A 26,353-nucleotide genomic window follows, 5' to 3' on the forward strand; every position below is an offset into this window, starting at 1 on the left:
CACGCAACGACGATGCCGCGGCGCGGGTGACGTGCCGCGAGCGATAGGCCGATGCAGCCGGGCCGTGGCGGCCCGGCCGGTCGTGCGTCGGGTCAGTTGAGCGCCATGCTCAGCTTGCGTCGCCACGCGGCGACGAGGTCGGGGCGATCGCCGGCCAGTTCGAACACGGAGATCATCGCGCGGCGGCCGAGATCGTCGCCGTACGCGCGATCGCGCGTCACGATTTCCAGCAACTGTTCCAGCGCCCCTTCGTACGCGCGCCGCGCGATCAGGCTCTGCGCGAGGTCGAAGCGCGCGTCGAGATCGGCCGGGTTCGCCGCGATGCGCGCCTCGAGCGCGTCGGTCGGCGGCAGGTCGGCCGTGGCGTCGAGCGCGTCGAAACGGGTCTTGATCGCCTGGTAGCGCGGGTCGCCGTTCTGCACGGTTTGCGGCGACAGGCGCTCGGTCTCCGCGCGTGCGGCATCGACTTCGTTGCGCGCGAGCAGCAGCTCGATCAGGTCGAGGCGCGCGTCGTCGTAGCCGGGGTTCAGCGCGAGCGCCGCTTCGAGGTGCGCGCGCGCATCGTCGAAGCGCTGTTCGGCCATCGCGTACTGCGCGGCGCGGCGTTCGGCTTCCTCGGGGGCCGGCAGCAGGCGGTCGAGGAACGCGCGCAACTGCCCTTCGGGCAGCACGCCGACGAACTGGTCGACCGGCCGCCCGTCGGCGAACGCGATCACGTGCGGGATGCTGCGCGTCTGGAAGTGCGCGGCGAGCTCCTGGTTCTCGTCGACGTTGACCTTCACGAGCTTCCAGCGGCCTGCGTAGTCGGCTTCGAGCTTTTCCAGCAGCGGGCCGAGCGTCTTGCAGGGGCCGCACCACGGCGCCCAGAAGTCGACCAGCACGGGCGTGTCCAGCGACGCCTCGATGACGTCTTTCTCGAATGTGGCAAGCGTGGTGTCCATGGCGTTCTCTTCCGTTCGAATATCGTCAGGGTGGGGGCGGTGGGCCGCTTTTTCAACGCGGCTTCGCTTCGGGCAGCGCAATCCATTCGGTCTCGCCGGGCACCTTGCCCATCTCCTGGCGCGTCCACGCCGCTTTCGCGCGTTCGATCGCGTCGCGGCTGCTCGCGACGAAATTCCACTCGATGAAGCGTTCGCCGTCCATCCGGTCGCCGCCGAGCAGCATCGCGCGCGCGCCGCTGCCGCTCGTCAGCGTGACGCTCGCGCCCGGCGCGAGCACGGCCATCCGTTCGGCCGGCACCGGCGCGCCGTCGATCGCGAGCTCGCCGTCGACCACGTAGACCGCGCGCTCCTCGTGCGACGCATCGAGTTCGAGCCGGCCGCCGGCCGCGAATTCGGCCGCGACGTACAGCGTGCGCGAGAACGTCGTCACGGGCGAGCGCAGCCCGAACGCGTCGCCGGCGATCACCGTCAGCGCCACGCCGTCTTGGTCGCGCTTGGGCAGCGTGTCGGCTGCGTGGTGCTCGAACGACGGCTCGGTCGTCTCGTGCGCTTTCGGCAGCGCGACCCAGGTCTGGATCCCGTGCACGGTGTGGCCGCTCGCGCGTTGCGCGTCGGGCGTGCGCTCCGAGTGGACGATCCCGCGGCCGGCCGTCATCCAGTTCACGTCGCCCGGCACGATTTCCTGCCGCGAGCCGAGGCTGTCGCGGTGCAGGATCGCGCCGTCGAACAGATAGGTGACCGTCGCGAGCCCGATGTGCGGATGCGGGCGCACGTCGAGCCCCGTGCCGGCCGGCAGCATGGCGGGCCCCATGTGATCGAAGAAGATGAACGGGCCGACGAGGCGTGCGGCGAGCGCGGGCAGCGTGCGGCGCACCTGCAGGTTGCCGATGTCGCGCACGTGCGGCTTCAGCAAGGCTTTGATCGAGTCGGTCATGGCGGGCCTCGTGGGGAACGGCTGGATTGCCGGTCATTGTACTGGCGGCACGGCGGCGCGCGTGACGGGCAGCGCGAAACGCGCGCGGCGCGATGCGGCCGTGGCGGGCACGCATCGTGCGGTGTCCACCGCGTCGCGCGAGCCGCTGCGCCCGCTGCCGATTCCATGCGCGCCGCGCGGGTATCCGGCGCGGCGGCGAAACCCGGTAGACTGACCGGCTTCACAACGACGATTCGACAATCGAGGAGACGCCGATGATGGCCCCGAAGGATCTGCTGCTCGCGCTGGTCGTGATTCTGGCGTGGGGCGTGAACTTCGTCGTGATCAAGGTCGGCCTGCATGGCATGCCGCCGATGCTGCTCGGCGCGCTGCGCTTCACGCTCGCGGCCGTGCCGGCGGTGTTCTTCGTGCGCCGGCCGCAGATTTCGTGGCGGCTGCTGGTGCTGTACGGCGCGACGATCCAGCTTGGCCAGTTCGTGTTCCTGTTCACCGGCATGTACGTCGGCATGCCGGCCGGCCTCGCGTCGCTCGTGCTGCAGTCGCAGGCGTTCTTCACGCTGGTGTTCGCGATGCTGTTCCTCGGCGAGCGGCTGCGCGTGCAGAACCTGATCGGGCTCGCGATCGCCGCGGGCGGCCTCGTCGTGATCGCCGCGCAGGGCGGCCGTGCGATGACGCTCGCGGGCTTCCTGCTGACGATCTGCTCGGCCGCGATGTGGGCCTTCGGCAATATCGTCACGAAGAAGGTCGGGAAGGCGAACCTCGTGTCGCTCGTCGTGTGGGCGAGCCTCGTGCCGCCCGTGCCGTTCTTCTTGCTGTCGTTGTGGTTCGAGGGGCCGCGGCGGATCGCGACCGCGCTCGCCGGGCTCGACGGCGCGTCGATCTTCGCGGTCGTCTATCTGGCGTTCGTCGCGACGCTGCTCGGCTACGGGCTGTGGAGCCGCCTGCTGTCGCGCTATCCGGCCGCGCAGGTCGCGCAGTTCTCGCTGCTGGTGCCGATCGTCGGGCTCGCGTCGTCGGCGCTGCTGCTCGACGAGCATCTGACGCAAGCGCAGCTGATCGGCGCCGCGCTCGTGATGGGCGGGCTCGCGGTGAACGTGTTCGGCGGGAAACTGCTGAGCCGCTTCGCGGCATCGTCGTGACGCGCCGGCACGCGCTGCGTGCCGGCGGCAGGGAACGGATGGCGCTCAGGCCATCCGGCTCTTCGCGAGCGGCGGATTCGCGGCGAAATACCGCTTGATGCCGCGGAAGATCGCGTCGGCCATCTCGTCGCGATAGCTGTCGTCGTTGAGCCGGCGCTCTTCGTCCGGGTTGCTGATGAACGCGGTCTCGACGAGGATCGACGGGATGTCGGGCGCCTTCAGCACCGCGAACCCGGCCTGCTCGACCGAGCCCTTGTGCAGCTTGTTGATGCCGCCCACTTCCTTCAGCACGTAGTTGCCGTAGCGCAGCGAATCGCGGATCTGCGCGGTCGTCGACATGTCGAACAGCGCGCGGCTGACTGCCGCGTCCTGGGTCTTGATGTTGATGCCGCCGATCAGGTCGGACGAGTTTTCCTTGTTCGCGAGCCAGCGCGCCGCCGCGCTCGACGCGCCGTGGTCGGACAGCGCGAACACCGACGAGCCGCGCGCGGACGGCGTCGTGAACGCGTCCGCGTGGATCGACACGAACAGATCCGCGCCGACGCGGCGCGCCTTCTGCACGCGCACGTTCAGCGGCACGAAGAAATCGGCGTCGCGCGTCATCATCGCGCGCATGTTCGGGGCGGCGTCGATCTTCGCGCGCAGCTTCTTCGCGATGTCGAGCGCGATGTGCTTCTCGTACGTGCCGTTGCCGCCGATCGCGCCGGGATCCTCGCCGCCGTGGCCCGGGTCGATCGCGACCGTCAGCAGGCGCACGGTGCCGCCCTTGCCCGATTTCGGTGCGGTGAACTTGTAGGTGTCGCCGTCGTCGTCGCTGTCGTCGCGGCGCGCGATGACGGGCGGCGGCTTGACGGCCGGCTTCGCGGGCGTCGACGGCGTGCCGGCGGCCGGCGGCGTGTGCGGCGCGGCCGGCGTGTTCTGCGCGAAACGCTGGAAGAATGCGTCGCTGTTGTCGCCGGCGGCGGGCGGCGGGGTGCCCGGGCCGGCCAGCGTGGACGGCGGCTGCATCTGCTGCGCGCGCGCGGTGTCGTTGAGCGCCTGTTCCTTGCGTTCCGTCTGTGCGATCAGGTCGGACAGCGGATCGGGCGCGACGGCCGGGTACAGGTCGAACACGAGCCGGTACTTGTAGGTGCCGACGGGCGGCAGCGTGAACACCTGCGGCTTCACCGAGCCTTTCAGGTCGAACACCATCCGCACGACGTGCGGCTGATACTGGCCGACGCGCACCGACTGGATCTGCGGATCGTTCGGCGCGATCTTCGAGACGAGGTCGCGCAGCGCCTGGTCGAGGTCGAGGCCGTTCAGGTCGACGACGAGACGGTCGGGGCCCTGCAGCAGTTGTTGGCTATTCTGCAGCGGCTGGTCGGATTCGATCGTGACGCGCGTGTAATCGCGTGCGGGCCACACGCGCACGCCGAGCACCGACGACGCGTGCGCGAGCCGCGGCGCGACGAGACCGAGCACCAGCGTCGACGCCCCCGCGCGCAGGATCTGACGGCGCCGCCAGTTGTGCGTCGCGGTGGCCGCCGATTCGATCGAGCGGAACGGTTTGATCAACATCTTTCGAGACATGCGTTTCCTGAAGCGCTGTACGCCCGGACGGTGAGGACGCGGCCGTCGCCGTCCACGTCGAGCGAGAAAACCAGATCGGGCACGCCGAGCAGGGCGCCCGCCTGTTGCGGCCATTCGACGAGGCAGATCGCGCTGGAATTGAAATATTCGCGAAAGCCTGCGTCCGACCATTCGGCCGGATCGTTGAATCGATACAGATCGAAGTGATAGACCTCGAGTTCCCCGTCGCTGCGTTCGAGCGCGTACGGCTCGACGAGCGTATAGGTCGGGCTGCGCACGCGCCCCTGGTGGCCGAGGCCGCGCAGGATCGCGCGCACGAGGGTCGTCTTGCCCGCGCCGAGATCGCCGACCAGCTGGATCTGCAGCCCGTCGAACGCGTGGGCGCGGTCGAGCGCGATGCGCGCGGCGTCGAGCGCGTGCGCGAAGCGGGTGCCGAAGGCCTCGGTTGCCGCTTCGTCGGCGAGCGCGATCACGCGCTCCGCGAGCGGGGCGGGCAGCATGGCGTGAGGCGGTTGGCTGGGCGTGGCTGGCATTCTCGTAAAATAGTGCGATGAACCGACTACCGGAACGCGCCGCATCCGACAGGCCTTCGACTCGTGCCGAAGGCGCGGCGCCGTGCGCGCTCGACGATGCGGCGTTGACTGCGCTCGCCGCTCGCATCAGGGCGTGGGGGCGCGAATTGGGTTTCGGGGCGATCGGCATCAGCGACACCGATCTCTCGGATGCCGAAGCAGGCCTCGCCGCCTGGCTGGAAGCCGGTTACCACGGCGAAATGGATTATATGGCGAAACATGGGATGAAACGCGCGCGGCCGGCCGAACTTGTGGCCGGTACGCGACGCGTGATCTCCGTGCGGCTCGCCTATTTACCGGCCCAAACGCTCGCTGACGACGAGCCCGGCGCGCTCGTGCCGCACGATTGGCGCGCGCGCGAACGCGCACGGCTCGACGATCCGCAGGCGGCGGTCGTGTCGATCTATGCACGCGGCCGCGACTATCACAAGGTGCTGCGCAACCGGCTGCAGACGCTCGCGGAGCGCATCGAGCACGAGATCGGCGGGTTCGGCTATCGCGTGTTCACCGATTCGGCGCCCGTGCTCGAAGTCGAACTCGCGCAGAAGGCCGGGGTCGGCTGGCGCGGCAAGCACACGCTGCTGCTGCAGCGCGATGCCGGCTCGCTGTTCTTTCTCGGCGAGATCTACGTCGACCTGCCGCTGCCGACCGACGCGCGCACGTCGCCCGACACCGCGCCCGAGACGCCCGGCGCGCACTGCGGCAGTTGCACGCGCTGTATCGACGCATGCCCGACCGGCGCGATCGTCGAGCCGTACCGCGTCGATGCGCGCCGCTGCATCTCGTACCTGACGATCGAACTGAAAGGCAGCATCCCCGAGCCGCTGCGGCCGCTGATCGGCAATCGCGTGTACGGCTGCGACGACTGCCAGCTCGTGTGTCCGTGGAACAAGTTCGCGCAGGCCGCGCCCGTCGCCGATTTCGACGTGCGGCACGGCCTCGACCGCGCGACGCTCGTCGAGCTGTTCGCGTGGGACGCGGGCACGTTCGATACGCGGATGCAGGGCAGCGCGATCCGGCGCATCGGCTACGAAAGCTGGCTGCGCAATCTCGCGGTCGGGCTCGGCAATGCGCTGCGCGCGGGCGCGGACCGGCTCTCGCCGGCGGCGCGCGACGCGATCGTCGCCGCGCTGCGCGCGCGGGCCGACGATCCGTCGCCGGTCGTGCGCGAGCATGTCGAATGGGCGCTGCGAGCCGCGTGAAGGCGGCGTAAAGTGTCGTCGGCGCGCGGGCAGGGCCGCGCGCATCCCCCGGTCAGGAGAAGGCAATGTTCAACGCAGTGATCGACGCGCCGTTCGGCAAGGTCGGCATCCGCACGGATGCCGCGGTGGTGCGCGAGATCGTCTATCTGCCCGAGTCGATGAAGGCGGTCGAACCGGATTCGGCGCTCGCGAAGCGCGCGGTCCAGCAGATCGAACGTTATTTCGAGCGCGCGTCCGCGCGCTTCGACCTGCCGCTCGCCGACGTCGGCAGCGCATTCCAGCATCGCGTGTGGGACGTGATCAGCGACATCCCGCCCGGGACGGTGCTGACCTACGGCCAGGTCGCGAAGCGGATCGGCAGCGCGCCGCGCGCGGTCGGCCAGGCGTGCGGCGCGAACTACTTCCCGCTCGTGATTCCGTGCCATCGCGTCGTCGCGGCGGGCGGCCTCGGCGGGTTCGCGAACCACGACGACAACGGCTATTACCAGCGAGTGAAGCGCTGGCTGCTGGCGCACGAGGGCGTGCCGTACCAATGAGTGAACCGATGATGTCCTCCGACGCCGACAACGACACCGACACCGCCGCGGCATCGCCCGCGCTGCTCGCGAGCCGCGCGTCGATCGACGTGTTCTGCGATGCGCTGTGGCTCGAACACGGGCTCGCGCGCAACACGCTCGACGCGTACCGGCGCGATCTGGTGCTGTTTTCCCAGTGGCTGGCCGCGACGCACGACGCGCCGCTCGACGCGGCCGACGAGGCGATGGTGACGGGCTACATCGCCGCACGCAGCGACGGCAAGGCGACGTCGTCGAACCGGCGGCTGTCCGTATTTCGTCGCTATTACGGCTGGGCCGTGCGCGAGCATCGCGCGAGCGCCGACCCGACGCTGCGGATCACGTCCGCGAAACAGGGCGCGCGGTTCCCGTCGACGTTGTCCGAGGCGCAGGTCGAGGCGCTGCTCGGCGCGCCCGACATCGGCACGCCGCTCGGCCTGCGCGATCGCACGATGCTCGAGCTGATGTACGCGAGCGGGCTGCGCGTGAGCGAACTCGTGACGCTGAAGACGGTCGAGGTCGGCCTCAACGAAGGCGTCGTGCGGGTGATGGGCAAGGGCTCGAAGGAGCGGCTCGTGCCGTTCGGCGAAGTCGCGCACGGCTGGATCGAACGCTACCTGCGCGACGCGCGGCCGGCATTGCTCGGCGCGCGCGCGGCCGACGCGCTGTTCGTGACCGCGCGCGGCGACGGGATGACGCGCCAGCAGTTCTGGAACATCATCAAGCGTCACGCGCAGCAGGCCGACGTGCGCGCGCACCTGTCGCCGCACACGCTGCGGCACGCGTTCGCGACGCACCTGCTGAATCACGGCGCCGACCTGCGCGTCGTGCAATTGCTGCTCGGCCACAGCGACATCTCGACCACGCAGATCTATACGCACGTCGCGCGCGAGCGGCTGAAGACGCTGCATGCGGAGCACCACCCGCGCGGGTGACGCGCGGCGCGCGTGCATTCGCGCGGCGCGGGCTGCGACCCGAACCCGCGATGCGCGCGGCGGCTGCGTCAGACCAGCTCGCGCAGCCGGTGCTTGAGCACCTTGCCGGTCGATGCGGCCGGCAGCGCATCGAGCACGCGGATGTGCGCGGGGCGTTTGTAAGCCGTGAGCCGCTCCGCGCACCACGCATGCAATGCCGCCTCGTCCGCCGCCGCGCCCGGCACCAGCTCGACGAACGCGAGCACTTCCTCGTTGCCGTCGATCGCCCGGCCGATCACGGCCGCCTGCACGACGTCCGGATGCGCGTTCAGCACCTGCTCGACCTCGACCGGATACACGTTGAAGCCCGAGCGGATGATCAGCTCCTTGCTGCGGCCCACGATCGTCACCGCGCCGTCCGCGCCCTGCCGCGCGAGATCGCCGGTGCTCAGCCAGCCGTCCGGCGATACGGCCGCGCGCGTCGCGTCCGCGTTGCGGTAGTAGCCGAGCATCACGTTCGGCCCGCGCACGCGAATCTCGCCGACTTCGCCCGGCGGCACGTCGGTGCCGTCCGGCGCGACGATCCGCATGTCGACGCCCGGAATCGGTACGCCGACCGAGCTGTCTGTGCGCGGCGCGTCGAGCGGCGTCTGCGTGATCGTCGGGCTGCTTTCGGTCATCCCGTATCCGTTGTGCAGCGGCACGCCGTACAGGCGCTCGACGCGCGCCTTCAGATTCGCATCGAGCGGCGAGCCGCCCGAATACGCGAAGCGCAGTCGCGGCGCGCGCCAGGCATGGCCGTGCGTGTGCACGTGTTCGAGCAGCTTCGCGTGCATCGCCGGCACGCCCTGGAAGATCGTGACGCCTTCGTCGGCGAGCGCGATGCGGACGGCTTCCGGCAAGAAGCGCGGCGCGAGCCGCAGCGTCGCGCCCGCGTACAGGCTGCCCAGGCACACCGACGCGAGCCCGTACACGTGCGACACGGGCAGCACCGTGTAGACGACGTCGTCGGGCGACACGCGGCGCAGCATGCTCGACGTCGCCGCGATGAACAGGAGATTGCGGTGCGACAGCATCACGCCTTTCGGCGTACCGGTCGTGCCGGTCGTGTAGATCAGCGCCGCGCATTGCGCGGCGCCGTCGGCGGCCACCGGTTCGGCCGGCGCGCCCGCATCGACCCGATACGACCACGCACCGATGTCGACCGGCAGCGCACCCGCGGGCGTCGCCCCGAGCCGCCCGGCATGGGCGCGCGCGTCGGCCGATGCGTCGCTCGTGAACGCGATCAGCTTCGGCCGCGCGTGCGCGGCGATCGCATCGAGCTCGGCGGCCGACAACCGCGCGTTCGACACGAGCGCCCAGGCGTCGATGCGCGCGGCCGCGAACAGCAGCACGATCTGCGCGACGCAGTTTTCCGCGACGATCATCACGCGGTCGCCGCCTTGCACGCCGAGGCCCGCCAGCCGTGCGGCCGCCGCGTCGACGGCCTGCGCCAGCTCGCCGTACGACAGCCGGCGCGCATCCTCGATCAGCGCCGGATGCGCGGGCGACCGCGCGGCCCGGTGCGCCGGCACGTCGGCAATCCGACGCGGCAGCGCAGCGAGCAGCGCATCGACGTCGAGCGATTCGGATGCACGGATGGGCGAGGACATGGCGTCTCCTGATGACGGGCCGGCGACGGCCGACGATATTTGCGAACGATCGTGCCATGGCGGCGCGTGCGCGACAATCGGCCAATCGGACAATAGCGCTTCACGAAGTTCGCAACGATGATGGGCGCAATCGCGACGGCGGTGCGGCGGGCCGGCGGAAAACGGGCCGCGAGTATACCGTCGGCGCGGGCACGCCATTGCGCGCCCGCCGATCGTTCGCCATTAAAATGCCGCCATGAGCAAATCCAGACACGTGTCCGAAACCCCCGCGACCCAGCTGCTGCGCCGTCATGGCGTCGCATTCGGCGAGCATCCGTACGAATACGTCGAGCACGGCGGCACCGGCGAATCGGCGCGCCAGCTCGGCGTCGACGAGCACAGCGTCGTGAAGACGCTCGTAATGGAAGACGAACACGCGAAGCCGCTGATCGTGCTGATGCACGGCGACCGCACCGTGTCGACGAAGAATCTCGCGCGGCAGATCGGCGCGAAGCGCGTCGAGCCATGCAAGCCCGAGGTCGCGAACCGCCATTCGGGCTATCTCGTCGGCGGCACGTCGCCGTTCGGCACGCGCAAGACGATGCCCGTCTACGTCGAGGCGACGATCCTCGAATTGCCGACGATCTATCTGAACGGCGGCCGGCGCGGCTACCTCGTCAGCCTCGCGCCGGCGGTGCTCACGTCGCTGCTCGGCGCGCGGCCCGTGCAATGCGCGAGCGTCGACTGAGGGTTTCACCTTCGTGGCACGTCGCGCCCGTTCGGTAGAATGGGCGCCGTTTCGGCCTGCCGGCTTGCCGCGCACGGCCGTCCCTTTCCCGATACGTTGAAAGAAGAGTCCTCCGCATGCAGATCCTGCTCGCCGCCCTCGTTGCCTACCTGATCGGTTCGGTGTCGTTCGCCGTCGTCGTCAGTTCCGTGATGGGCCTGGCCGACCCGCGTTCGTACGGGTCGAAGAATCCCGGCGCGACCAACGTGCTGCGCAGCGGCAACAAGAAGGCCGCGATCCTGACGCTCGTCGGCGACGCGTTCAAGGGCTGGATCGCCGTCTGGCTCGCCCGTCGCTTCGGCCTGCCCGACGTCGCGATCGCGTGGGTCGCGATCGCCGTGTTCCTCGGCCACCTGTACCCGGTGTTCTTCCGCTTTCAGGGCGGCAAGGGCGTCGCGACCGCAGCCGGCGTGCTGCTTGCCGTGCACCCGGTGCTCGGGCTCGCGACCGCGCTGACCTGGCTGATCGTCGCATTCTTCTTCCGCTATTCGTCGCTCGCGGCGCTGGTGGCAGCCGTGTTCGCGCCGGTGTTCGACGTGTTCCTGTTCGGCACGCCGGGCCACAACCCGATCGCCTGGGCCGTGCTCGCGATGAGCGTGCTGCTCGTGTGGCGTCACCGCGGCAACATTTCGAAGCTGCTTGCGGGGCAGGAGAGCCGGATCGGCGACAAGAAGAAGGCGGCCGCGGACGGCGGCGCGCAGGACGGCGGGAAAGCCTGAGAACGCGCGGCGCGGGCCGCGCGCCGGGCGCGCCGCGTGTGCGGGCCCGGCCGGATGACGCGACGGGCCGGTGGCCGGTCAGTCGCGGAAGTTGTTGAAGTCGAGCGGCGTGTCGGTCACGTCCTTGCGCAGCATCGCGATCGTGCTCTGCAGGTCGTCGCGCTTCGCGCCCGAGATGCGCACCGCGTCGCCCTGGATGCTCGCCTGCACCTTGATCTTGCTGTCCTTCACGAGGCGCACGATCTTCTTCGCGAGGTCGCCCGTCACGCCTTTCTTCACGGTGACGATCTGCTTGACCTTGTCGCCGCCGATCTTCTCGACCTTGCCATAGTCGAGGAAGCGCACGTCGACGTTGCGCTTGGCCAGCTTGCCGATCAGCACGTCCTTGACCTGGCCGAGCTTGAAATCGTCGTCGGCGAACAGCGTCAGCTCACGTTCCTTCTGCTCGACGCGTGCGTCGGAGCCCTTGAAGTCGAAGCGCGTCGAGATTTCCTTGTTCGACTGCTCGATGGCGTTCTTCACTTCGATCATGTTCGCTTCGGAAACGACGTCGAACGATGGCATGGCATTCTCCCTTGAGATGCGGGCGCCCGGCTCGCGCGCGGGCACTCGCTATAATTGCGGACTGTTTGCCATTTTACCGATGCCCCTGCGTTTGCCCAAGGCCGGCCCTGCGCCGCCCGGGCCGACGTGACCGCGAATGCCGATGCCCCCTGACGATTCCGCCCTGTCGCTGCTTCCCGACCATCCGCTCGCCGCGCACAACACGTTCGGCATCGCCGCGCGCGCGCGCTTCGCCGCGCACATCACGCACGCGGCGCAGTTCGAGGCGCTGCATCGCGACCCGCGAGTCGCGAGCCTGCCGCAGCTGGTGCTCGGCGGCGGCAGCAATATCGTGTTCACGCGCGATTTCGACGGCGTCGTGCTGCTCGACGAGATCGCGGGCCGCCGCGTCGTGCGCGAGGACGGCGATGCGTGGTACGTCGAGGCCGGCGGCGGCGAGAACTGGCACGCATTCGTCGCGTGGACGCTCGAGCACGGGATGCCGGGCCTTGAGAATCTCGCGCTGATCCCGGGTACCGTCGGCGCCGCGCCGATCCAGAACATCGGCGCATACGGCCTCGAGATGAAGGCGTATTTCGATTCGCTGGTCGCGGTCGAGCTGGCGACGGGGCGCCGCGAGCGTTTCGACGCCGCGCGCTGCGCGTTCGGTTACCGCGACAGCTTCTTCAAGCGGGACGGGCGCGGCCGGTTCGCGATCGTCGCGGTGACGTTCCGGGTGCCGAAGCAATGGACGCCGCGGCTCGGCTACGCGGACGTCACGCGCGAGCTCGACGCGCGCGGCATCGCGCCCGACGCGGCGACGCCGCGCGACGTATTCGATGCGGTTGTCGCGATCCGCCGCGCGAAGTTGCCCGATCCGCTGGTGCTCGGCAATGCGGGCAGTTTCTTCAAGAATCCGGTGATTGGCGCCGCGCAGTTCGACGCGCTGCGCGCGCGCGCGCCCGACGTCGTGTCGTATCCGCAGCCGGACGGCCACGTGAAGCTCGCGGCCGGCTGGCTGATCGACCGCTGCGGCTGGAAGGGGCGCGCGCTCGGGGCGGCGGCCGTGCACGACCGCCAGGCGCTCGTGCTCGTCAATCGCGGCGGCGCGACGGGCGCCGACGTGCTCGCGCTGGCGCGGGCGATCCAGGCCGACGTGCGCGCGCGGTTCGGCGTCGAGCTGGAGGCGGAACCGGTCTGCCTGTAACGCAGCGCGCGCCGGTTTCGGCGCACCCAAACGAAAAGCGCCGATCGTCGACCGGCGCTTTTTTTACGCGTGTGCGCTGCCGCGCATCAGTGCTTCAGACGGCCGAGCAGCAGGAACTCCATCAGCGCCTTCTGCACGTGCAGGCGGTTTTCCGCTTCGTCCCACACGACGCTCTGCGGGCCGTCGATCACGCCGGCCGTCACTTCCTCGCCGCGATGCGCGGGCAGGCAGTGCATGAAGAGCGCATCCGGATTCGCATGGCCCATCATTTCCTCGTCGACGCACCAGTCGGCGAATGCCTGCTTGCGCGCTTCGTTCTCGGCCTCGAAACCCATGCTCGTCCAGACGTCGGTCGTCACGAGATCGGCGCCCTTGCACGCTTCGTTCGGATCGTCGAACACCTCGTAGAACGGCGCGCTGTCGGGCGACACGAGCTTCATGTCGAGCGCATAGCCGGGCGGGGTGGACAGGCGCAGCTTGAAGCCGAGGATCTGCGCGGCTTCGATCCACGTGTAGAGCATGTTGTTCGCGTCGCCGACCCACGCGACGGTCTTGCCGGCGATCGGGCCGCGGTGCTCGTAGTACGTGAAGATGTCGGCGAGCACCTGGCACGGGTGGTATTCGTTCGTCAGGCCGTTGATCACCGGCACGCGGGAATTTTGCGCGAAGCGCGTGATCACGTCCTGCTCGAACGTGCGAATCATGATGATGTCGACCATCCGCGAGATGACCTGGGCGGAATCCTCGACGGGCTCGCCGCGGCCGAGCTGCGTGTCGCGCGTGCTCATGAACACGGCGTGGCCGCCGAGCTGGAAGATCCCGGCCTCGAACGACAGGCGCGTGCGGGTCGAGCTCTTCTCGAAGATCATCGCGAGCGTGCGGTCGTGCAGCGGGTGATAGGTCTCGTAGTTCTTGAACTTGCGCTTCAGGATACCCGTGCGTTCGAGCACGTACTCGTAGTCTTCCAGCGAGAAATCCTTGAACTGCAGGTAGTGACGAATGGTTTTGGCGGTCATGAAACGAAATACGGCGGGTCTCACCCGGCAGCGAGGCCGGACGGCGCCGCCGTCGGGTGTGGATAACTCAAAGCAGCATAAAGGATTTTCCGTGCTTTGACGAGCCGTGGCGCGACGCGGGGCAGCGTCGCCGCGCGTGGTCGGCGGTGCGGGTAGACGGGCGTCGGGACGACGCGCGATGGCGCGCTGCGGTATAATCCAAAAGTTTTCTCCAGCCCGGCAGGCAAGGCTTTTCGCGCTCTGCCGGACACAAGCCGTGCGCTGCACAAATCCGGTGCAGTCCACCGGCGGCGCACATCGACGCCTCGTTTTCGGGATATCGGAACGCTTGTGCCGCTTGCCACTCCAGCTTTGTGTTCGCGTATCCAGGCGCCGTTGCCTGGGCATCGCCGGGCCGTCACTTGGGTAACCACATGGCTGAAACCCCTCCGACCGAATTCTTCATCCAGGGCATCACGAAAGACGGGAAAAAGTTTCGCCCGAGCGACTGGTCGGAACGTCTGGCCGGTGTGATGGCCTGCTTCGGGCCGGGGGCGAGCGGGCCGAATGCGCGTCTCAAGTATTCGCTGTACGTGCGCCCGACGATGCTCGGCGACCTGAAATGCGTGATCCTCGATTCGCGGTTGCGCGACATCGAGCCGATGGCTTTCGATTTCGTGCTGAATTTCGCGAAGGACAACAACCTCGTCGTGACCGAGGCGTGCGAACTGCCGGACTACGGCGCGAAGAAGTGAGTGTGATGCCGGCGGGCGAGGGCGCGAGCTGCGCTAGCCCGGGCAAATCCTGCCGCCGCGCCCGATGCGCCGGCGGCAGGCAACAAAAAAGCCCGCCTAGGCGGGCTTTTTCGTGATCGCAGGAAACAGGAGCGCCCGCTCGCGCGGGCGCACCGGATTTACGCTGCTGCCTGCAGACCCTTGACGGCTGCGGCCAGGCGGCTCTTGCTGCGAGCGGCCTTGTTCTTGTGAACGATCTTCTTGTCGGCGATCGTGTCGATCGTCTTCACGGCAGCCTTGAACAGCTCGGCAGCCTTTGCTTGGTCGCCGGCTTCAACAGCCTTGCGAACCGACTTGATCGCGGTACGGAATTTCGAGCGCAGCGCCGAGTTGTGCGAGTTTGCCTTCGCGGCCTGGCGGGCGCGCTTGCGTGCTTGTGCGGAGTTAGCCATGACGGTTCCTTATCCTGTCCTGTTTCCAGAGCTTGGAGCCTGACGGCCAAGCGCTGCTTTTCGATCCGTCCCCTGAGAACGATTGCCCAGGGGCGCATAAAAAAACGGTGATTTTAACCGAGGCCGGGACATGAAAACGGCAGTTGCCGTGCATGTACGAGCCCAGAAACCGGCGATTATAGCAACAAAATCAAGCGAGTGGCAAGCTCGACGTAACGCTCGCCGGGCGGGGCGCGGGCGGCGGCCGTGCTTTTCGGCATCGGCGATGGCCGGGTCGCGCAACGTCCGTATAATAAGCGCCCCATGAATCTATTCCGAGCCCTGCTGACGGTCAGCGGCTTCACGCTGCTGTCGCGCGTGACCGGACTGGCCCGCGAGACGCTGATCGCCCGTGCGTTCGGCGCCAGTCAATACACCGACGCGTTCTACGTCGCCTTCCGTATTCCGAACCTGCTGCGCCGCCTGTCCGCCGAAGGCGCGTTCTCGCAGGCGTTCGTGCCGATCCTCGCCGAGTTCAAGAACCAGCAGGGGCACGATGCGACGAAGGCGCTCGTCGACGCGATGTCCACCGTGCTCGCGTGGGCGCTGGCCGTGCTGTCGATCGTCGGCATCGCCGGTGCGTCGTGGGTCGTGTTCGCGGTCGCGTCCGGCCTGCACGGCGACGGCCAGGCGTTCCCGCTCGCGGTCACGATGACGCGGATCATGTTCCCGTACATCGTGTTCATTTCGCTGACGACGCTCGCGTCGGGCGTGCTGAACACGTACAAGAGCTTCTCGCTGCCTGCCTTCGCGCCCGTGCTGCTCAACGTCGCGTTCATCGCCGCGGCCGTGTTCGTCGCGCCGCATCTGAAGGTGCCGGTTTACGCGCTCGCGTGGGCCGTCATCGTCGGCGGCGTGCTGCAGTTTCTCGTGCAGTTGCCGGGCCTGAAGAAGATCGACATGGTGCCGCTGATCGGCGTCAACCCGCTGCGCGCGCTGCGTCATCCGGGCGTGAAGCGCGTGCTGGCGAAGATGGTGCCCGCGACGTTCGCGGTGTCCGTCGCGCAATTGTCGCTGATCATCAACACCAACATCGCGTCGCGGCTCGGGCAGGGCGCCGTGTCGTGGATCAATTACGCCGACCGCCTGATGGAATTCCCGACCGCGCTGCTCGGCGTCGCGCTCGGCACGATCCTGCTGCCGAGCCTGTCGAAGGCGCACGTCGACGCCGATTCGCACGAATATTCGGCGCTGCTCGACTGGGGGCTGCGCGTCACGTTCCTGCTCGCGGCGCCGAGTGCACTCGCGCTGTTCTTCTTCGCGACGCCGCTCACCGCGACGCTGTTCAACTACGGCAAGTTCGACGCGCATACCGTCACGATGGTCGCGCGCGCGCTCGCGACCTACGGAATCGGCCTCGTCGGCATCATCCTGATCAAGATCCTCGCGCCGGGCTTCTATGCGAAGCAGGACATCAAGACGCCCGTGAAGATCGCGGTCGGCGTGCTGATCGTCACGCAGCTGTCGAACTACGTGTTCGTGCCGCTGATCGGCCACGCGGGCCTCACGCTGAGCATCGGCGTCGGCGCGTGCCTGAATTCGCTGCTGCTGTTCCTCGGGCTGCGCAAGCGCGGCATCTACCAGCCGTCGCCGGGCTGGCTGCGCTTCTTCGTGCAGCTCGTCGGCGCGGCGCTCGTGCTCGCGGGCCTGATGCACTGGTGCGCGATCAGTTTCGACTGGACCGGCATGCGCGCGCAGCCGCTCGATCGCATCGCGCTGATGGCTGCGTGCCTCGTGCTGTTTGCTGCACTATATTTCGGTATGTTGTGGGTGATGGGCTTCAAATACGCTTACTTCAGAAGGCGCGCCAAGTGACGACCGCAATGACCCGCGTCCTCGACTACTTCAGCACGCTCGTGGCGGACGACGACAGTCTGCCCGTCACGGAAGCCGCGCTGTCGCTGGCGCAGGACGCGTATCCCGACCTCGACCTGCAAGGCACGCTGGCCGAACTCGACATGCTGGCGGCGCGGCTGCGCCGGCGGCTCGCCGACGATGCGGACCTCAAGGGCCGCGTCGCCGCGCTGAACGACTTCTTCTTCCGCGAGCTCGGCTTCGCGTGCAATCACAACGATTACTACGACCCCGATAACAGCCACCTGAATGCGGTGCTGAAACGGCGGCGCGGGATTCCGATCTCGCTGTCGGTGCTGTATCTGGAACTCGCCGAGCAGATCGGCGTGCCGGCGCGCGGCGTGTCGTTTCCCGGCCATTTCCTGCTGCGCGTGACGCTGCCGGACGGCGACCTGATCATCGATCCGACCAACGGCCATTCGCTGTCCGAGGTCGAGATGGTCGAGGTGCTCGAGCCGTACGTCGCGCGGGCGGCCGGCGCGGTCGACAGCGCGTTGCGCGCGCTGCTGCAGCCCGCGACGAGCCGCGAGATCATCGCGCGGATGCTGCGCAACCTGAAGACGATCTATCTGCAGACGGAACGCTGGCAGCGGTTGCTCGCGGTGCAGCAGCGGCTCGTGATCCTGCTGCCCGAGCAGCTCGACGAGGTGCGCGACCGCGGCTTCGCGTATGCGCGGCTCGACTACCTGCGCCCCGCGCTCGAGGATCTCGAGCAGTATCTCGGCGAGCGTCCGGAGGCGGAAGACGCGACCGTCGTCGAGTCGCAGGTCAGCGAGTTGCGACAGCGGATGCAGCGCGACGGCGAGGATTGAGCGACCACCGCGCCGGCTCCGGTACGCGACAATGACGCCCGCACCGCGGGCGTTTTTCTTGTGCGCGTGCGTTGGCTTCGGCTGCATCCGGATCACACCGTCGACGCGAATCACTTCGCCGCCGAGCATCGGATTCGTGCGGTGGCGACACGCGCCCGGTCGTGCAAATCGCGCGCAGGCGAAAAAAAAGCCGCCCGGAACGGGCGGCCTGCCAGTGCGCGACGCGCGGCTTACTTCAGTGCGTCAAACGCGCGCTCGCGGATTTCGTCGACGGTGCCGAGACCCGAGATCTTGCGATACTGCGGCGCCTTCAGACCGTTTTCCTCGCCGCGCTGCGCCCAGTCGCCGTAGTACGTGATCAGCGGCTTGGTCTGCGCTTCGTACACTTCGAGACGCTTCTTGACCGTTTCTTCCTTGTCGTCGTCGCGCTGGATCAGCGGTTCGCCCGTCACGTCGTCCTGACCTTCGACCTTCGGCGGATTGAACTTGACGTGGTACGTGCGGCCCGATGCCGGGTGCGTGCGGCGGCCGCTCATGCGCTCGATGATTTCCGAGAACGGGACGTCGATCTCGAGCACGTAGTCGATCGCGACGCCGGCGTCCTTCATCGCGTCAGCCTGCGCGATCGTGCGCGGGAAACCGTCGAACAGATAACCGTTCGCGCAGTCGGCTTCCTTCAGGCGCTCCTTCACGAGGCCGATGATCAGCGCGTCCGGCACGAGCTTCCCGGCGTCCATGTAGCCCTTCGCCTCGACGCCGAGCGGCGTGCCGGCCTTCACGGCCGCGCGCAGCATGTCGCCCGTCGAGATTTGCGGGATGCCGAATTTTTCCTTGATGAAGTTTGCCTGGGTGCCCTTTCCCGCGCCGGGCGCGCCCAACAGGATCAAACGCATGGTGATATCTCCAAGTATGTAGATTCGTGTGGCGAGACACAAACGTGCCGGCGACAGTGGGCGCGGGGCTTGCACGGCGCGTGGCGGACCGGTCTGATGCGGCGCGTCGGTTCGAGCGACGCGCGGCTGCCGGCGGCGCCACGGGCGGGTCAAGCGAGGACGCGCTGGTCGCGGACGGCTCGCACAATCGCCTGATTATGCCATGGGTTATTTTGAACCCGGCCGAAAAAGGGCCTGCACGCGCGCGAGATCGGCCGGCGTGTCGATGCCGGCTTCGGGCGCGGATTCGGTGATCAGCACCGCGATGCGCTCGCCGTGCCACAGCGCGCGCAGCTGTTCGAGCTGCTCGGCCTGCTCGATCGGCGCCTGCGCGAGCGACGGATAGGTGCGCAGGAAACGCGCGCGATATGCATAGAGGCCGATGTGCCGGTAGACCGGGAAAGCCGGCGCCGGCATGGCCGCGACGTCGGGCCAGTGCGGCTGATATGCGTCGCGGCTCCACGGAATCGGCGCGCGCGAGAAGTACAGCGCGACACTCTGCGCGTCGAGCGCGACCTTCACGACGTTCGGGTTGAACACGTCGGCCGCGTCGTGGATCGGGTGGGCCGCGGTGGCGATCGCGCACGCCGGATGCGCGGCCAGGTGCGACGCTACGTCGCGGACCAGCGCGGGGTCGATCAGCGGTTCGTCGCCCTGCACGTTGACGACGACGGTGTCGTCGCGCCAGCCGAAAGCCGCCGCGACTTCCGCGAGCCGGTCGGTGCCGGACGGATGATCGGCGCGCGTGAGCACCGCTTCGAAGCCGTGATCGCGCGCCGCGTCGAGCACGCTCTGCGCGTCGGATGCGACGAGCACCTGCTGCGCGCCCGCTTCGCGCGCGCGCTCGGCGACACGCACGACCATCGGCTTGCCGCCGAGATCGGCGAGCGGCTTGTTCGGGAGCCGCGTCGACGCGAGCCGGGCGGGAATGACGGCGATGAAGGGTTGCGGGTGAGTCATCGGGGAGCGCTGAAAAGGACGGGGCGGGCGACGCCGGAAGCCGGTCGCCCGGCGGAGTGCGGCGGCCCGGTCGGGGCCGGGCCGTCGGTGTCGAATCGTCGCGCCGGCGAGCGGCGCGGCGGCTCAGCGGCCGGCCGGGTCGACCGGCGTGCCTTCGACGGTCTGGCGCGCTTCGTCGACCAGCATCACGGGGATGCCGTCGCGGATCGGGTACGCGAGCTTGTCCGCGTTGCAGATCAGCTCCTGCGCGGCGCGGTCGTAGTGGAGCGGGCCTTTGCAGATAGGGCACACAATGATTTCAAGCAGGCGAGCGTCCACGGAGTTTCTCCACAACGAGGGCAATGAGGCGAGGGTCGAGCGCGGCTTCGACGGGGACCACCCACAGTCGGGCGTCGCGCCAGGAAGCGCCCAATTTTACTGCATCCTTCTCGGTGATCAGGATCGCGTCGACGGCGTCGTCGACGAATGGATTGTCGGCGAACGCGTAATGGTCGGGCAGCGCGCGGGTCGCCGGCGCGAGGCCGGCCGCGCGCAGCGTCGCGAAGAAGCGTTCAGGCGCGCCGATGCCGGCCGCGGCGAGCACGCGTTCGTTCGCGAACTGCGACAGCGGGCGGCGCAGCGCGGGCTGGTCGAGGTGCCACGCGGCGCCCGGCGTCAGCGCGAGCGCGTAGGTGTCGGGCCACGGCGGCAGCGCGCCGCTGTACGGATCGTTGACGAGCGTCGCGTCGCGGTGCCGCGACAGCGGCTCGCGCAGCGGCCCGGCCGGCAGCAGGAAGCCGTTGCCGCCGAGCCGGTGGTCGAACACGACGAGCTCGACGGTGCGCGCGAGGCGGTAGTGCTGCAGGCCGTCGTCGCTGACGATCACGTCGACGTCCGGGTGCGCGGCGCGCAGCGCCTGCGCGGCCGCGACGCGGTCGGGGCACACCCACACGGGCGCGCCGGTGCGGCGCGCGATCAGCAGCGGTTCGTCGCCGGCCGCGCCCGCGCGCGACGCCGGCGTGACGGCGGTCGGCGCCTTCACGTTCGCGCCATAGCCGCGCGACACGACGCCGGGCGTGAAGCCGGCCGCGCGCAGCGCGTCGACGAGCGCGATCACGGTCGGCGTCTTGCCGGTGCCGCCGACGGTCACGTTGCCGACCACGACGACGGGCACGCCGACGTCGATCGGCTGCTTCCAGCCTTGCGCGTAAGCAGTGCGCCGCAGGGCCGCGCACAGGCCGAACACGCATGCGAACGGCGTGAGCGCCCACGCGAGCGCGCCGCGCCGCTGCCATTCGCGTGTCAGGCGCGCTTCGAGCCGCGCGAGCGGGCCGCCGGGCGCGCTCATCGGGCCGGGCGCGGCGCGTCGTGCGCCGCGGCGAGGGACGGATTCGTCAAGGCGGATTCTCCGTTGGGCGGCGCGTGCCGCAGGGCCGTGGAAGGCGGCACTCTAGCGCGCCGCACGCCGACGCGGCAAGCGCGACCGGCCGACCCGGCCGACGGGGCGGGATCGTACCGGCCTGTGGATAACTCTGTGAAGAACTCCCCGGTCGATTGCCTCAAACGCCCGTCCGGCGGGCATCGAATCGGATGAGAATCATTCTGAAAGGTTTAAAAAATTATAAAAATCAAGGTGTTACGGAGAATCGTCTGGATTTTTTGGCGGTTTCCGCGCGTTTTACGCGGACGAATGTCAGCGTGTGGACACCTTCCACGCGTGGCGGCGATTACGGCGACGCTGGACGCCGCGCGCGTGTCGGACTATCGTGACGCCGCCAGCATTCATCCGACCGCCCATGCTTTCCGATTCTCCTTTTTCCGCACCCGGCGCCACGCGCGGCGGCGACGAAGTGATTCCCGTTTCGGCGCTCAACCGTGCGATTTCGACGATGCTCGAGCGTTCGTTTCCGCTGCTGTGGATTTCCGGCGAAGTATCGAACTTCACGCGCGCCGCGAGCGGCCACTGGTATTTTTCGATCAAGGACCAGCAGGCGCAGATGCGCTGCGTGATGTTCCGCGGCCGCGCCCAATACGCGGAATTCACGCCGCGCGAAGGCGACCGCATCGAGGTGCGCGCGGTCGTCACGATGTACGAGCCGCGCGGCGAGGTGCAGCTCAACGTCGAAGCCGTGCGGCGCACCGGGCAGGGGCGCCTGTACGAGGCGTTCCTGAGGCTGAAGGCCCAGCTCGAAGGCGAGGGCCTGTTCGCCCCCGAGCGCAAGCGGCCGTTGCCGGCCCACCCGCGCGCGATCGGCATCGTCACGTCGCTGCAGGCCGCCGCGCTGCGCGACGTGCTGACCACGCTCGCCCGGCGCGCGCCGCACATTCCGGTGATCGTCTATCCGGCTCCCGTGCAGGGCGCCGGTTCCGCCGAAAAGCTCGTCGCGGCCGTCGCGACCGCGAACGCGCGGCGCGAGGTCGACGTGCTGTTGGTGTGCCGCGGCGGCGGCTCGATCGAGGATCTGTGGTCGTTCAACGACGAAGCGCTCGCGCGTGCGATCGCGGCGAGCGAGCTGCCGGTCGTGAGCGGCGTCGGGCACGAAACCGATTTCACGATCGCCGATTTCGCGGCCGACCTGCGCGCGCCGACGCCGACCGGCGCGGCCGAACTCGCGAGCCCGCAGCGCGCGCTGCTGCTGCGCGAGATCGACGAGCGCCAGCGCGCGCTCGCGCGCGGCATGGCGCGCCGGCTCGAACAGCGCGCGCAGCAGCTCGACTGGCTCGCGCGCCGGCTCGTGAGCCCGGCCGAGCGGCTGCAGCGGCAGCGCACGCACGTCGAGCAGCTCGCGGTGCGGCTCGCGTCGGCGGCATCGCGGCCGGTGCGCGATGCGCGCGCGCGTTTCGCGCTCGCGCAACTACGCTGGCAGCGCGCGCGGCCCGACGCGTCACAGGCGCGCCACGCGCTCGCGGGGTTGTCGCAACGTCTCGCGGTCGCGCTGCAGCGTCGTCACGAACGCGACACTGCGCGTGTGTCGGCCTGTGCCGCACGGCTCGAGGTGCTGAGCCCGCAGCGTACGCTCGAGCGCGGCTATGCGGCGTTGATCGATGCGCAGACGGGCCGCGCGGTACGCGCGCCGGGCGCGCTGAAGCCGCAGCGGCGCCTGACCGTGCATCTCGCCGAAGGCGCGGCCGACGTGTCGCTCGCCGACGTGCAGCCGCGGCTGACCGATACGATCTGACGCAAGCGTCGCGCGCGAGGCGCGAGGATCATCGCCCCGCATGCCGCGCGGCCGGGCACGAATGCTGCGCATCGTCCGGTTCGCCCTGCCGGACGTTGCGCCAGCATCGCTTTTCCGCATACCGCGGATAAATGGCCCGTGAGTTTGCGGGGTTATTCGTCCTCGCCTACAATCGGACGCTCGGCAGCATCCAACACAGCCTCCCTACATACTCAACGAAGGAATCGCCATGGCTCATACGCTCCCGCCGCTCCCGTACGCTGAAGACGCACTCGCGCCGACCATCTCGAAAGAGACGATCGAGTACCACTACGGCAAGCACCACCAGGCTTATGTGACGAACCTGAACAATCTGATCCCGGGCACGGAATTCGAAAACCTGCCGCTGGAAGAGATCATCAAGAAGTCGTCGGGCGGCATCTTCAACAACGCCGCGCAAATCTGGAACCACACGTTCTTCTGGAACAGCCTGTCGCCGAACGGCGGCGGTGCACCGTCGGGCGCGCTGGGCGACGCGATCAACGCGAAGTGGGGTTCGTACGACGCATTCAAGGAAGCGTTCACGAAGGCCGCGGTCGGCACGTTCGGTTCGGGCTGGGCATGGCTCGTGAAGAAGGCCGACGGTTCGCTCGACATCGTGTCGACCAGCAACGCCGCCACGCCGCTGACGACCGCCGACAAGCCGCTGCTGACGATCGACGTGTGGGAACACGCGTACTACATCGACTACCGCAACGCGCGTCCGAAGTTCGTCGAAGCGTTCTGGAACATCGTGAACTGGGACTTCGCAGCGAAGAACTTCGCGTAAGTCCGGCGCCTGCGCGCCGTCACGGCGCGCGGCATCGAACAAGGCCCTCGGAGCCCTCGGTTTCGAGGGCTTTTTGTTTTGTCCCGCCCCGAACGTGTCGCGCCGGCCGGCTCAGCCGGCCATGCCGAGCAGCCAGCCGAGCGCCGCGCTCGCGATCACGACGGCCCAGGGCGGCACGCGCCAGAACACCAGCGCGACGAACGCGACCAGCGCGGCGGCCAGGTCGCGCGGCGCGACGATCGTGTCGGTCCAGACCGGGTGATAGAGCGCGGCGAGCAGCAGCCCGACGACGGCCGCGTTCACGCCGGCGAGCGCTGCCTGCATGCGCGCGCTGCGGCGCAGGCGTTCCCAGAACGGCGCGGTGCCGGCGATGAGCAGGAACGACGGCGCGAAGATCGACACGAGTGCGATCGTGCCGCTGAGCCAGCCATTCGGCGCGTCGCGCAGCGACGCACCGAGAAATGCCGAGAACGTGAACAGCGGCCCCGGCACGGCCTGCGCGACGCCATACCCGGCGAGAAACGCCGAATCGCCGACCCAGCCCGGCGCGACCACGGCCGCCTGCAGCAGCGGCAGCACCACATGGCCGCCGCCGAACACGAGCGCGCCCGTGCGGAAGAACGCATCGACGACGGCCAGCGTATCGGAGCGCAGCGCGCGGGCCGCGAACGGCAGTGCGGCGAGCAGCGCCGCGAACAGTGCGAGCCACAGCACGCCTGCGCGCGGCGACACGTGCAGCGGCAACGGTTCGTGCGCGTCGCGCGCCGGTTGCGGCAGCAGCACGAGACCGGCCGCGCCGGCCACGACGATCACCGCGACTTGCGTCCAGGCGGCCGGCGCGAGCAGCGCGACGCATGCGGCCGCAGCCATCAGCGTGACGCGCCGCGCATCCGGGCACAGCGTGCGCGCCATGCCCCACACGGCTTGCGCGATCACCGCGACCGACACGATGCGCAGCCCGTGCAGCGCACCGGCTTCGATCGGCGCGCCCGTTGCGTGAACACCGAGCGCGAACAGCATCATCATCAGCGCCGACGGCAGCGTGAAACCGAGCCACGCGGCGAACATGCCCGCATAGCCGGCGCGTGCGAGACCGATCGCCATCCCGACCTGGCTGCTCGCCGGCCCGGGCAGGAACTGGCACAGCCCGACGAGATCGGCATAGGTGCGCTCGGTGAGCCAGCCGCGCCGCGTGACGAATTCCGCGCGAAAGTAGCCGAGATGCGCGACCGGCCCCCCGAACGACGTGAGGCCGAGCCGCACGAACGCGATGAATACGGGCCACGGATGACGGGCGGGGGCGGGGACGGTCGACGTGTTCAAGGCGGTGCGCGCGGCGGACGGAACGAGCCGCCACGATAGCGCAACTCGCCGGCCGCGGGCAGCGCGTAGCGGCCAATAAAGGTCGATAGAGGTCGATAAAGGTCGTTGTGCGGCGTTCAGTATGCGCCGTCGCCGAGCCCGCTCGCGCGGCGCAATGCGTCGATGTCCACGAGCTCGATCTCGCCGACGTGCAGCCGCACGACGCCGTCGGCCTGCAGCGCCTTGAGCAACTGGTTGGTGGTCTGCCGCGTCAGCGACAGCATCGACGCGAGCGTTTCCTGCGACAGCCGGATGTGCGTGCGCCCGGCGCTGATGCCGCCGTAGCCTTCGGCGATCATCAGCAGCCGCGCGGCGAGCCGCTGCGCGGCGGGCATCACGCTCATCGATTCGACCGTCAGGAAGCTCAGTCGCAGCTTTTGCGCCATCAGCAGCGCGAACTGCCGCCAGTATTGCGGCGTCGTATCGAGGATCGCGAGCAGCGCGGCCTGCGGCACGTGCAGCAGCAGCGCGTCGTCGAGCGCGATGGCGTCGTGCGTGCGCGGCTGGCCGTCGAACAACGCGATCTCGCCGAACCACGTGACGGGCTCGGCCACCGTCAGCAGCGTCTCCTTGCCCTGCGGATCGACGGCACCTATCGTCAGTGAACCGGCCAGCACCGCGTACAGCCCGCACGGCGGGTCGCCGCGCCGGAACAGCGCGTGGCCGGCTGGCAGACGGCGCAGCGTCGCGCGGGCGATCAGCTCCACGCGCAACGCCGGCGGCAGCGCGGCGAACCACGGGTTCGCTTCGATCTGCGGCAGGTACGGGGCGAGCGAGGCAGGCATGGGCACGCGATGTCGGGTAGCTGACAGAGGTTCTCGGGCGTGACGCGCATGATAGCGCTCAATAACCGATCAGGAGACGCCATGAAAACCCTCGAAGACCATCTTTCCCAGTATGCGGCCTACCATCGCGATGCGCGCAACATCGCGACGCATCTGGTCGGCATTCCGATGATCGTGTTCGCGGTCGAGGTGTTGCTGTCGCGGCCGGCGCTCGGGACGCTGGCCGGCGTCGCACTGTCGCCGGCGCTGCTGCTCGCCGTCGTGTCCGCGGTGTTCTACCTGCGTCTCGACCTGCGGTTCGGGATCGTGATGACCGTGCTGCTCGCGCTCGGCCTGTGGGCCGCGCAGTCGCTGGCGCCGATGCCGACCGCGCAATGGCTCGCGATCGGCGTCGGCGCGTTCGTCATCGGCTGGATCGTGCAGTTCGTCGGGCACTGGTTCGAAGGCCGCAAGCCGGCATTCGTCGACGATCTGGTCGGCCTGATCGTCGGGCCGCTGTTCGTCGTCGCCGAGGTCGCGTTCTTCGCGGGGCTGCGCGGCGACGTGCGCCGCGAAGTCGAGCGGCGCGCGGGCCCCGTGCACGGCGGCGCGCATTCGCATGTCTGATGGGGCGGCGGGGCCGGTCTGCGTGTTCGGCGCGGGCGCGCTCGGCTGCTGTCTCGGCGGCCGCCTCGCGGCGGGCGGCACGCATGTGACGCTCGTCGGCCGCGCGCGGATCGGCTGCGCTGTGGGCCGACCTGGCCGCGC

At 69.0% G+C, this 26,353-nt stretch carries 27 protein-coding genes and 1 pseudogene; 14 read left to right on the top strand and 14 right to left on the bottom strand.

The window, feature by feature from the left end; all coding sequences use genetic code 11:
- Nucleotides 1–92 precede the first annotated feature (92 nt).
- Together trxA and LGM42_RS30420 are read right to left on the bottom strand one after the other, a co-directional pair.
- Nucleotides 93–941 carry a thioredoxin gene (gene trxA, locus LGM42_RS30415; RefSeq protein ID WP_226234198.1) on the bottom strand — a complete coding sequence of 283 codons (849 nt, stop codon included), beginning with the start codon at nt 939–941 and terminating at the stop codon, nt 93–95.
- 52 nt (nt 942–993) lie between these two features.
- Entirely contained in the window at nt 994–1,875 is an 882-nt protein-coding gene (locus LGM42_RS30420; protein ID WP_226234199.1) for a pirin family protein, read from the bottom strand.
- A gap of 257 nt (nt 1,876–2,132) precedes the next feature.
- Here LGM42_RS30420 and LGM42_RS30425 point away from each other — a divergent pair, with 257 nt between their 5' ends.
- Complete coding sequence (locus tag LGM42_RS30425) at nt 2,133–3,014, top strand: EamA family transporter (RefSeq protein WP_179231749.1); 882 nt, start codon at nt 2,133–2,135, stop codon at nt 3,012–3,014.
- 45 nt (nt 3,015–3,059) lie between these two features.
- Here the strand turns inward: LGM42_RS30425 and LGM42_RS30430 are convergent, their stop codons facing one another.
- Nucleotides 3,060–4,586, bottom strand: a complete 1,527-nt coding sequence (locus tag LGM42_RS30430; protein ID WP_099316757.1) for an N-acetylmuramoyl-L-alanine amidase — start codon at nt 4,584–4,586, stop codon at nt 3,060–3,062.
- Complete coding sequence (tsaE, locus tag LGM42_RS30435) at nt 4,568–5,119, bottom strand: tRNA (adenosine(37)-N6)-threonylcarbamoyltransferase complex ATPase subunit type 1 TsaE (RefSeq protein ID WP_059578407.1); 552 nt, start codon at nt 5,117–5,119, stop codon at nt 4,568–4,570. Before tsaE ends, LGM42_RS30430 begins: the two co-directional genes overlap by 19 nt.
- Nucleotides 5,120–5,136: 17 nt before the next feature.
- On the opposite strand from tsaE, the gene queG reads away from it, so the two are divergent.
- The 3 genes from queG to xerD all read left to right on the top strand — a co-directional run bounded on the left by queG (nt 5,137) and on the right by xerD (nt 7,849).
- Nucleotides 5,137–6,360, top strand: a complete 1,224-nt coding sequence (gene queG / locus LGM42_RS30440) for a tRNA epoxyqueuosine(34) reductase QueG (protein WP_226234200.1) — start codon at nt 5,137–5,139, stop codon at nt 6,358–6,360.
- Nucleotides 6,361–6,425: 65 nt separating this feature from the next.
- Entirely contained in the window at nt 6,426–6,896 is a 471-nt protein-coding gene (locus tag LGM42_RS30445; RefSeq protein WP_060313699.1) for a methylated-DNA--[protein]-cysteine S-methyltransferase, read from the top strand.
- The gene (gene xerD / locus LGM42_RS30450; RefSeq protein ID WP_226234201.1) at nt 6,893–7,849 is read left to right on the top strand and encodes a site-specific tyrosine recombinase XerD; all 957 of its coding nucleotides are present in this window, start codon (nt 6,893–6,895) and stop codon (nt 7,847–7,849) included. Before LGM42_RS30445 ends, xerD begins: the two co-directional genes overlap by 4 nt.
- 68 nt (nt 7,850–7,917) lie before the next feature.
- Here the strand turns inward: xerD and LGM42_RS30455 are convergent, their stop codons facing one another.
- Nucleotides 7,918–9,480: a class I adenylate-forming enzyme family protein gene (locus LGM42_RS30455; RefSeq protein WP_060313713.1), complete on the bottom strand. Its 1,563-nt coding sequence runs from the start codon at nt 9,478–9,480 to the stop codon at nt 7,918–7,920.
- A 235-nt stretch (nt 9,481–9,715) separates the two neighbouring features.
- Between LGM42_RS30455 and ybaK the strand changes: the two genes are divergently transcribed.
- Nucleotides 9,716–10,207 carry a Cys-tRNA(Pro) deacylase gene (ybaK, locus tag LGM42_RS30460; protein WP_060313718.1) on the top strand — a complete coding sequence of 164 codons (492 nt, stop codon included), beginning with the start codon at nt 9,716–9,718 and terminating at the stop codon, nt 10,205–10,207.
- 116 nt (nt 10,208–10,323) lie between these two features.
- Nucleotides 10,324–10,965 carry a glycerol-3-phosphate 1-O-acyltransferase PlsY gene (plsY, locus tag LGM42_RS30465; RefSeq protein WP_060313721.1) on the top strand — a complete coding sequence of 214 codons (642 nt, stop codon included), beginning with the start codon at nt 10,324–10,326 and terminating at the stop codon, nt 10,963–10,965.
- Nucleotides 10,966–11,043: 78 nt separating this feature from the next.
- On the opposite strand, the gene LGM42_RS30470 is transcribed toward plsY, so the two are convergent.
- A complete protein-coding gene (locus LGM42_RS30470) occupies nt 11,044–11,529 on the bottom strand; it encodes a YajQ family cyclic di-GMP-binding protein (protein ID WP_034208219.1) in 486 nt (161 codons plus the stop codon).
- 136 nt (nt 11,530–11,665) lie between these two features.
- Between LGM42_RS30470 and murB the strand changes: the two genes are divergently transcribed.
- On the top strand, nt 11,666–12,715 hold the full coding sequence (gene murB / locus LGM42_RS30475) for a UDP-N-acetylmuramate dehydrogenase (RefSeq protein ID WP_226234202.1): 1,050 nt from the start codon (nt 11,666–11,668) through the stop codon (nt 12,713–12,715).
- Nucleotides 12,716–12,801: 86 nt separating this feature from the next.
- Here murB and argF read toward each other — a convergent pair whose 3' ends face one another.
- Nucleotides 12,802–13,731, bottom strand: a complete 930-nt coding sequence (argF, locus tag LGM42_RS30480) for an ornithine carbamoyltransferase (protein WP_006482207.1) — start codon at nt 13,729–13,731, stop codon at nt 12,802–12,804.
- 413 nt (nt 13,732–14,144) lie between these two features.
- Between argF and LGM42_RS30485 the strand changes: the two genes are divergently transcribed.
- Nucleotides 14,145–14,465: a DUF3579 domain-containing protein gene (locus LGM42_RS30485; protein WP_034178852.1), complete on the top strand. Its 321-nt coding sequence runs from the start codon at nt 14,145–14,147 to the stop codon at nt 14,463–14,465.
- A gap of 158 nt (nt 14,466–14,623) precedes the next feature.
- On the opposite strand, the gene rpsT is transcribed toward LGM42_RS30485, so the two are convergent.
- Nucleotides 14,624–14,896, bottom strand: a complete 273-nt coding sequence (gene rpsT, locus LGM42_RS30490; protein WP_006482211.1) for a 30S ribosomal protein S20 — start codon at nt 14,894–14,896, stop codon at nt 14,624–14,626.
- Nucleotides 14,897–15,199: 303 nt separating this feature from the next.
- On the opposite strand from rpsT, the gene murJ reads away from it, so the two are divergent.
- A complete protein-coding gene (murJ, locus tag LGM42_RS30495; protein ID WP_060313726.1) occupies nt 15,200–16,750 on the top strand; it encodes a murein biosynthesis integral membrane protein MurJ in 1,551 nt (516 codons plus the stop codon).
- Nucleotides 16,751–16,758: 8 nt separating this feature from the next.
- Nucleotides 16,759–17,601, top strand: a complete 843-nt coding sequence (locus tag LGM42_RS30500; RefSeq protein ID WP_226234203.1) for a SirB1 family protein — start codon at nt 16,759–16,761, stop codon at nt 17,599–17,601.
- A 230-nt stretch (nt 17,602–17,831) separates the two neighbouring features.
- Here LGM42_RS30500 and adk read toward each other — a convergent pair whose 3' ends face one another.
- The 4 genes from adk to lpxK all read right to left on the bottom strand — a co-directional run bounded on the left by adk (nt 17,832) and on the right by lpxK (nt 20,820).
- Entirely contained in the window at nt 17,832–18,494 is a 663-nt protein-coding gene (gene adk, locus LGM42_RS30505) for an adenylate kinase (protein ID WP_226234204.1), read from the bottom strand.
- 207 nt (nt 18,495–18,701) lie between these two features.
- Nucleotides 18,702–19,493, bottom strand: coding sequence for a 3-deoxy-manno-octulosonate cytidylyltransferase (kdsB, locus tag LGM42_RS30510; protein ID WP_059578383.1), 792 nt, complete (start codon nt 19,491–19,493; stop codon nt 18,702–18,704).
- Nucleotides 19,494–19,616: 123 nt separating this feature from the next.
- Nucleotides 19,617–19,811, bottom strand: a complete 195-nt coding sequence (locus LGM42_RS30515; RefSeq protein WP_006482216.1) for a Trm112 family protein — start codon at nt 19,809–19,811, stop codon at nt 19,617–19,619.
- Complete coding sequence (lpxK, locus tag LGM42_RS30520; RefSeq protein WP_089465082.1) at nt 19,792–20,820, bottom strand: tetraacyldisaccharide 4'-kinase; 1,029 nt, start codon at nt 20,818–20,820, stop codon at nt 19,792–19,794. Before lpxK ends, LGM42_RS30515 begins: the two co-directional genes overlap by 20 nt.
- Nucleotides 20,821–21,268: 448 nt before the next feature.
- Here lpxK and xseA point away from each other — a divergent pair, with 448 nt between their 5' ends.
- Both xseA and sodB read left to right on the top strand, forming a co-directional pair.
- The gene (gene xseA / locus LGM42_RS30525) at nt 21,269–22,651 is read left to right on the top strand and encodes an exodeoxyribonuclease VII large subunit (protein WP_226234205.1); all 1,383 of its coding nucleotides are present in this window, start codon (nt 21,269–21,271) and stop codon (nt 22,649–22,651) included.
- A 229-nt stretch (nt 22,652–22,880) separates the two neighbouring features.
- A complete protein-coding gene (gene sodB, locus LGM42_RS30530; RefSeq protein ID WP_059578375.1) occupies nt 22,881–23,459 on the top strand; it encodes a superoxide dismutase [Fe] in 579 nt (192 codons plus the stop codon).
- Nucleotides 23,460–23,570: 111 nt separating this feature from the next.
- Here sodB and chrA read toward each other — a convergent pair whose 3' ends face one another.
- Nucleotides 23,571–24,782 (bottom strand): chromate efflux transporter, encoded by a 1,212-nt coding sequence (gene chrA / locus LGM42_RS30535; protein ID WP_226234206.1) that lies wholly within the window; start codon nt 24,780–24,782, stop codon nt 23,571–23,573.
- A 116-nt stretch (nt 24,783–24,898) separates the two neighbouring features.
- Complete coding sequence (locus LGM42_RS30540; protein WP_226234207.1) at nt 24,899–25,606, bottom strand: Crp/Fnr family transcriptional regulator; 708 nt, start codon at nt 25,604–25,606, stop codon at nt 24,899–24,901.
- Nucleotides 25,607–25,687: 81 nt separating this feature from the next.
- Here LGM42_RS30540 and LGM42_RS30545 point away from each other — a divergent pair, with 81 nt between their 5' ends.
- Both LGM42_RS30545 and LGM42_RS30550 read left to right on the top strand, forming a co-directional pair.
- Nucleotides 25,688–26,212, top strand: a complete 525-nt coding sequence (locus LGM42_RS30545) for a DUF962 domain-containing protein (protein ID WP_226234208.1) — start codon at nt 25,688–25,690, stop codon at nt 26,210–26,212.
- A pseudogene (locus LGM42_RS30550) lies at nt 26,205–26,336 on the top strand (2-dehydropantoate 2-reductase N-terminal domain-containing protein); the annotation flags it as partial. The gene LGM42_RS30545 and the pseudogene LGM42_RS30550, both read left to right, overlap by 8 nt.
- Nucleotides 26,337–26,353: the final 17 nt, after the last annotated feature.

It is taken from the genome of Burkholderia sp. AU39826, from assembly GCF_020419965.1.
In the GTDB taxonomy this organism is placed as follows: domain Bacteria; phylum Pseudomonadota; class Gammaproteobacteria; order Burkholderiales; family Burkholderiaceae; genus Burkholderia; species Burkholderia semiarida.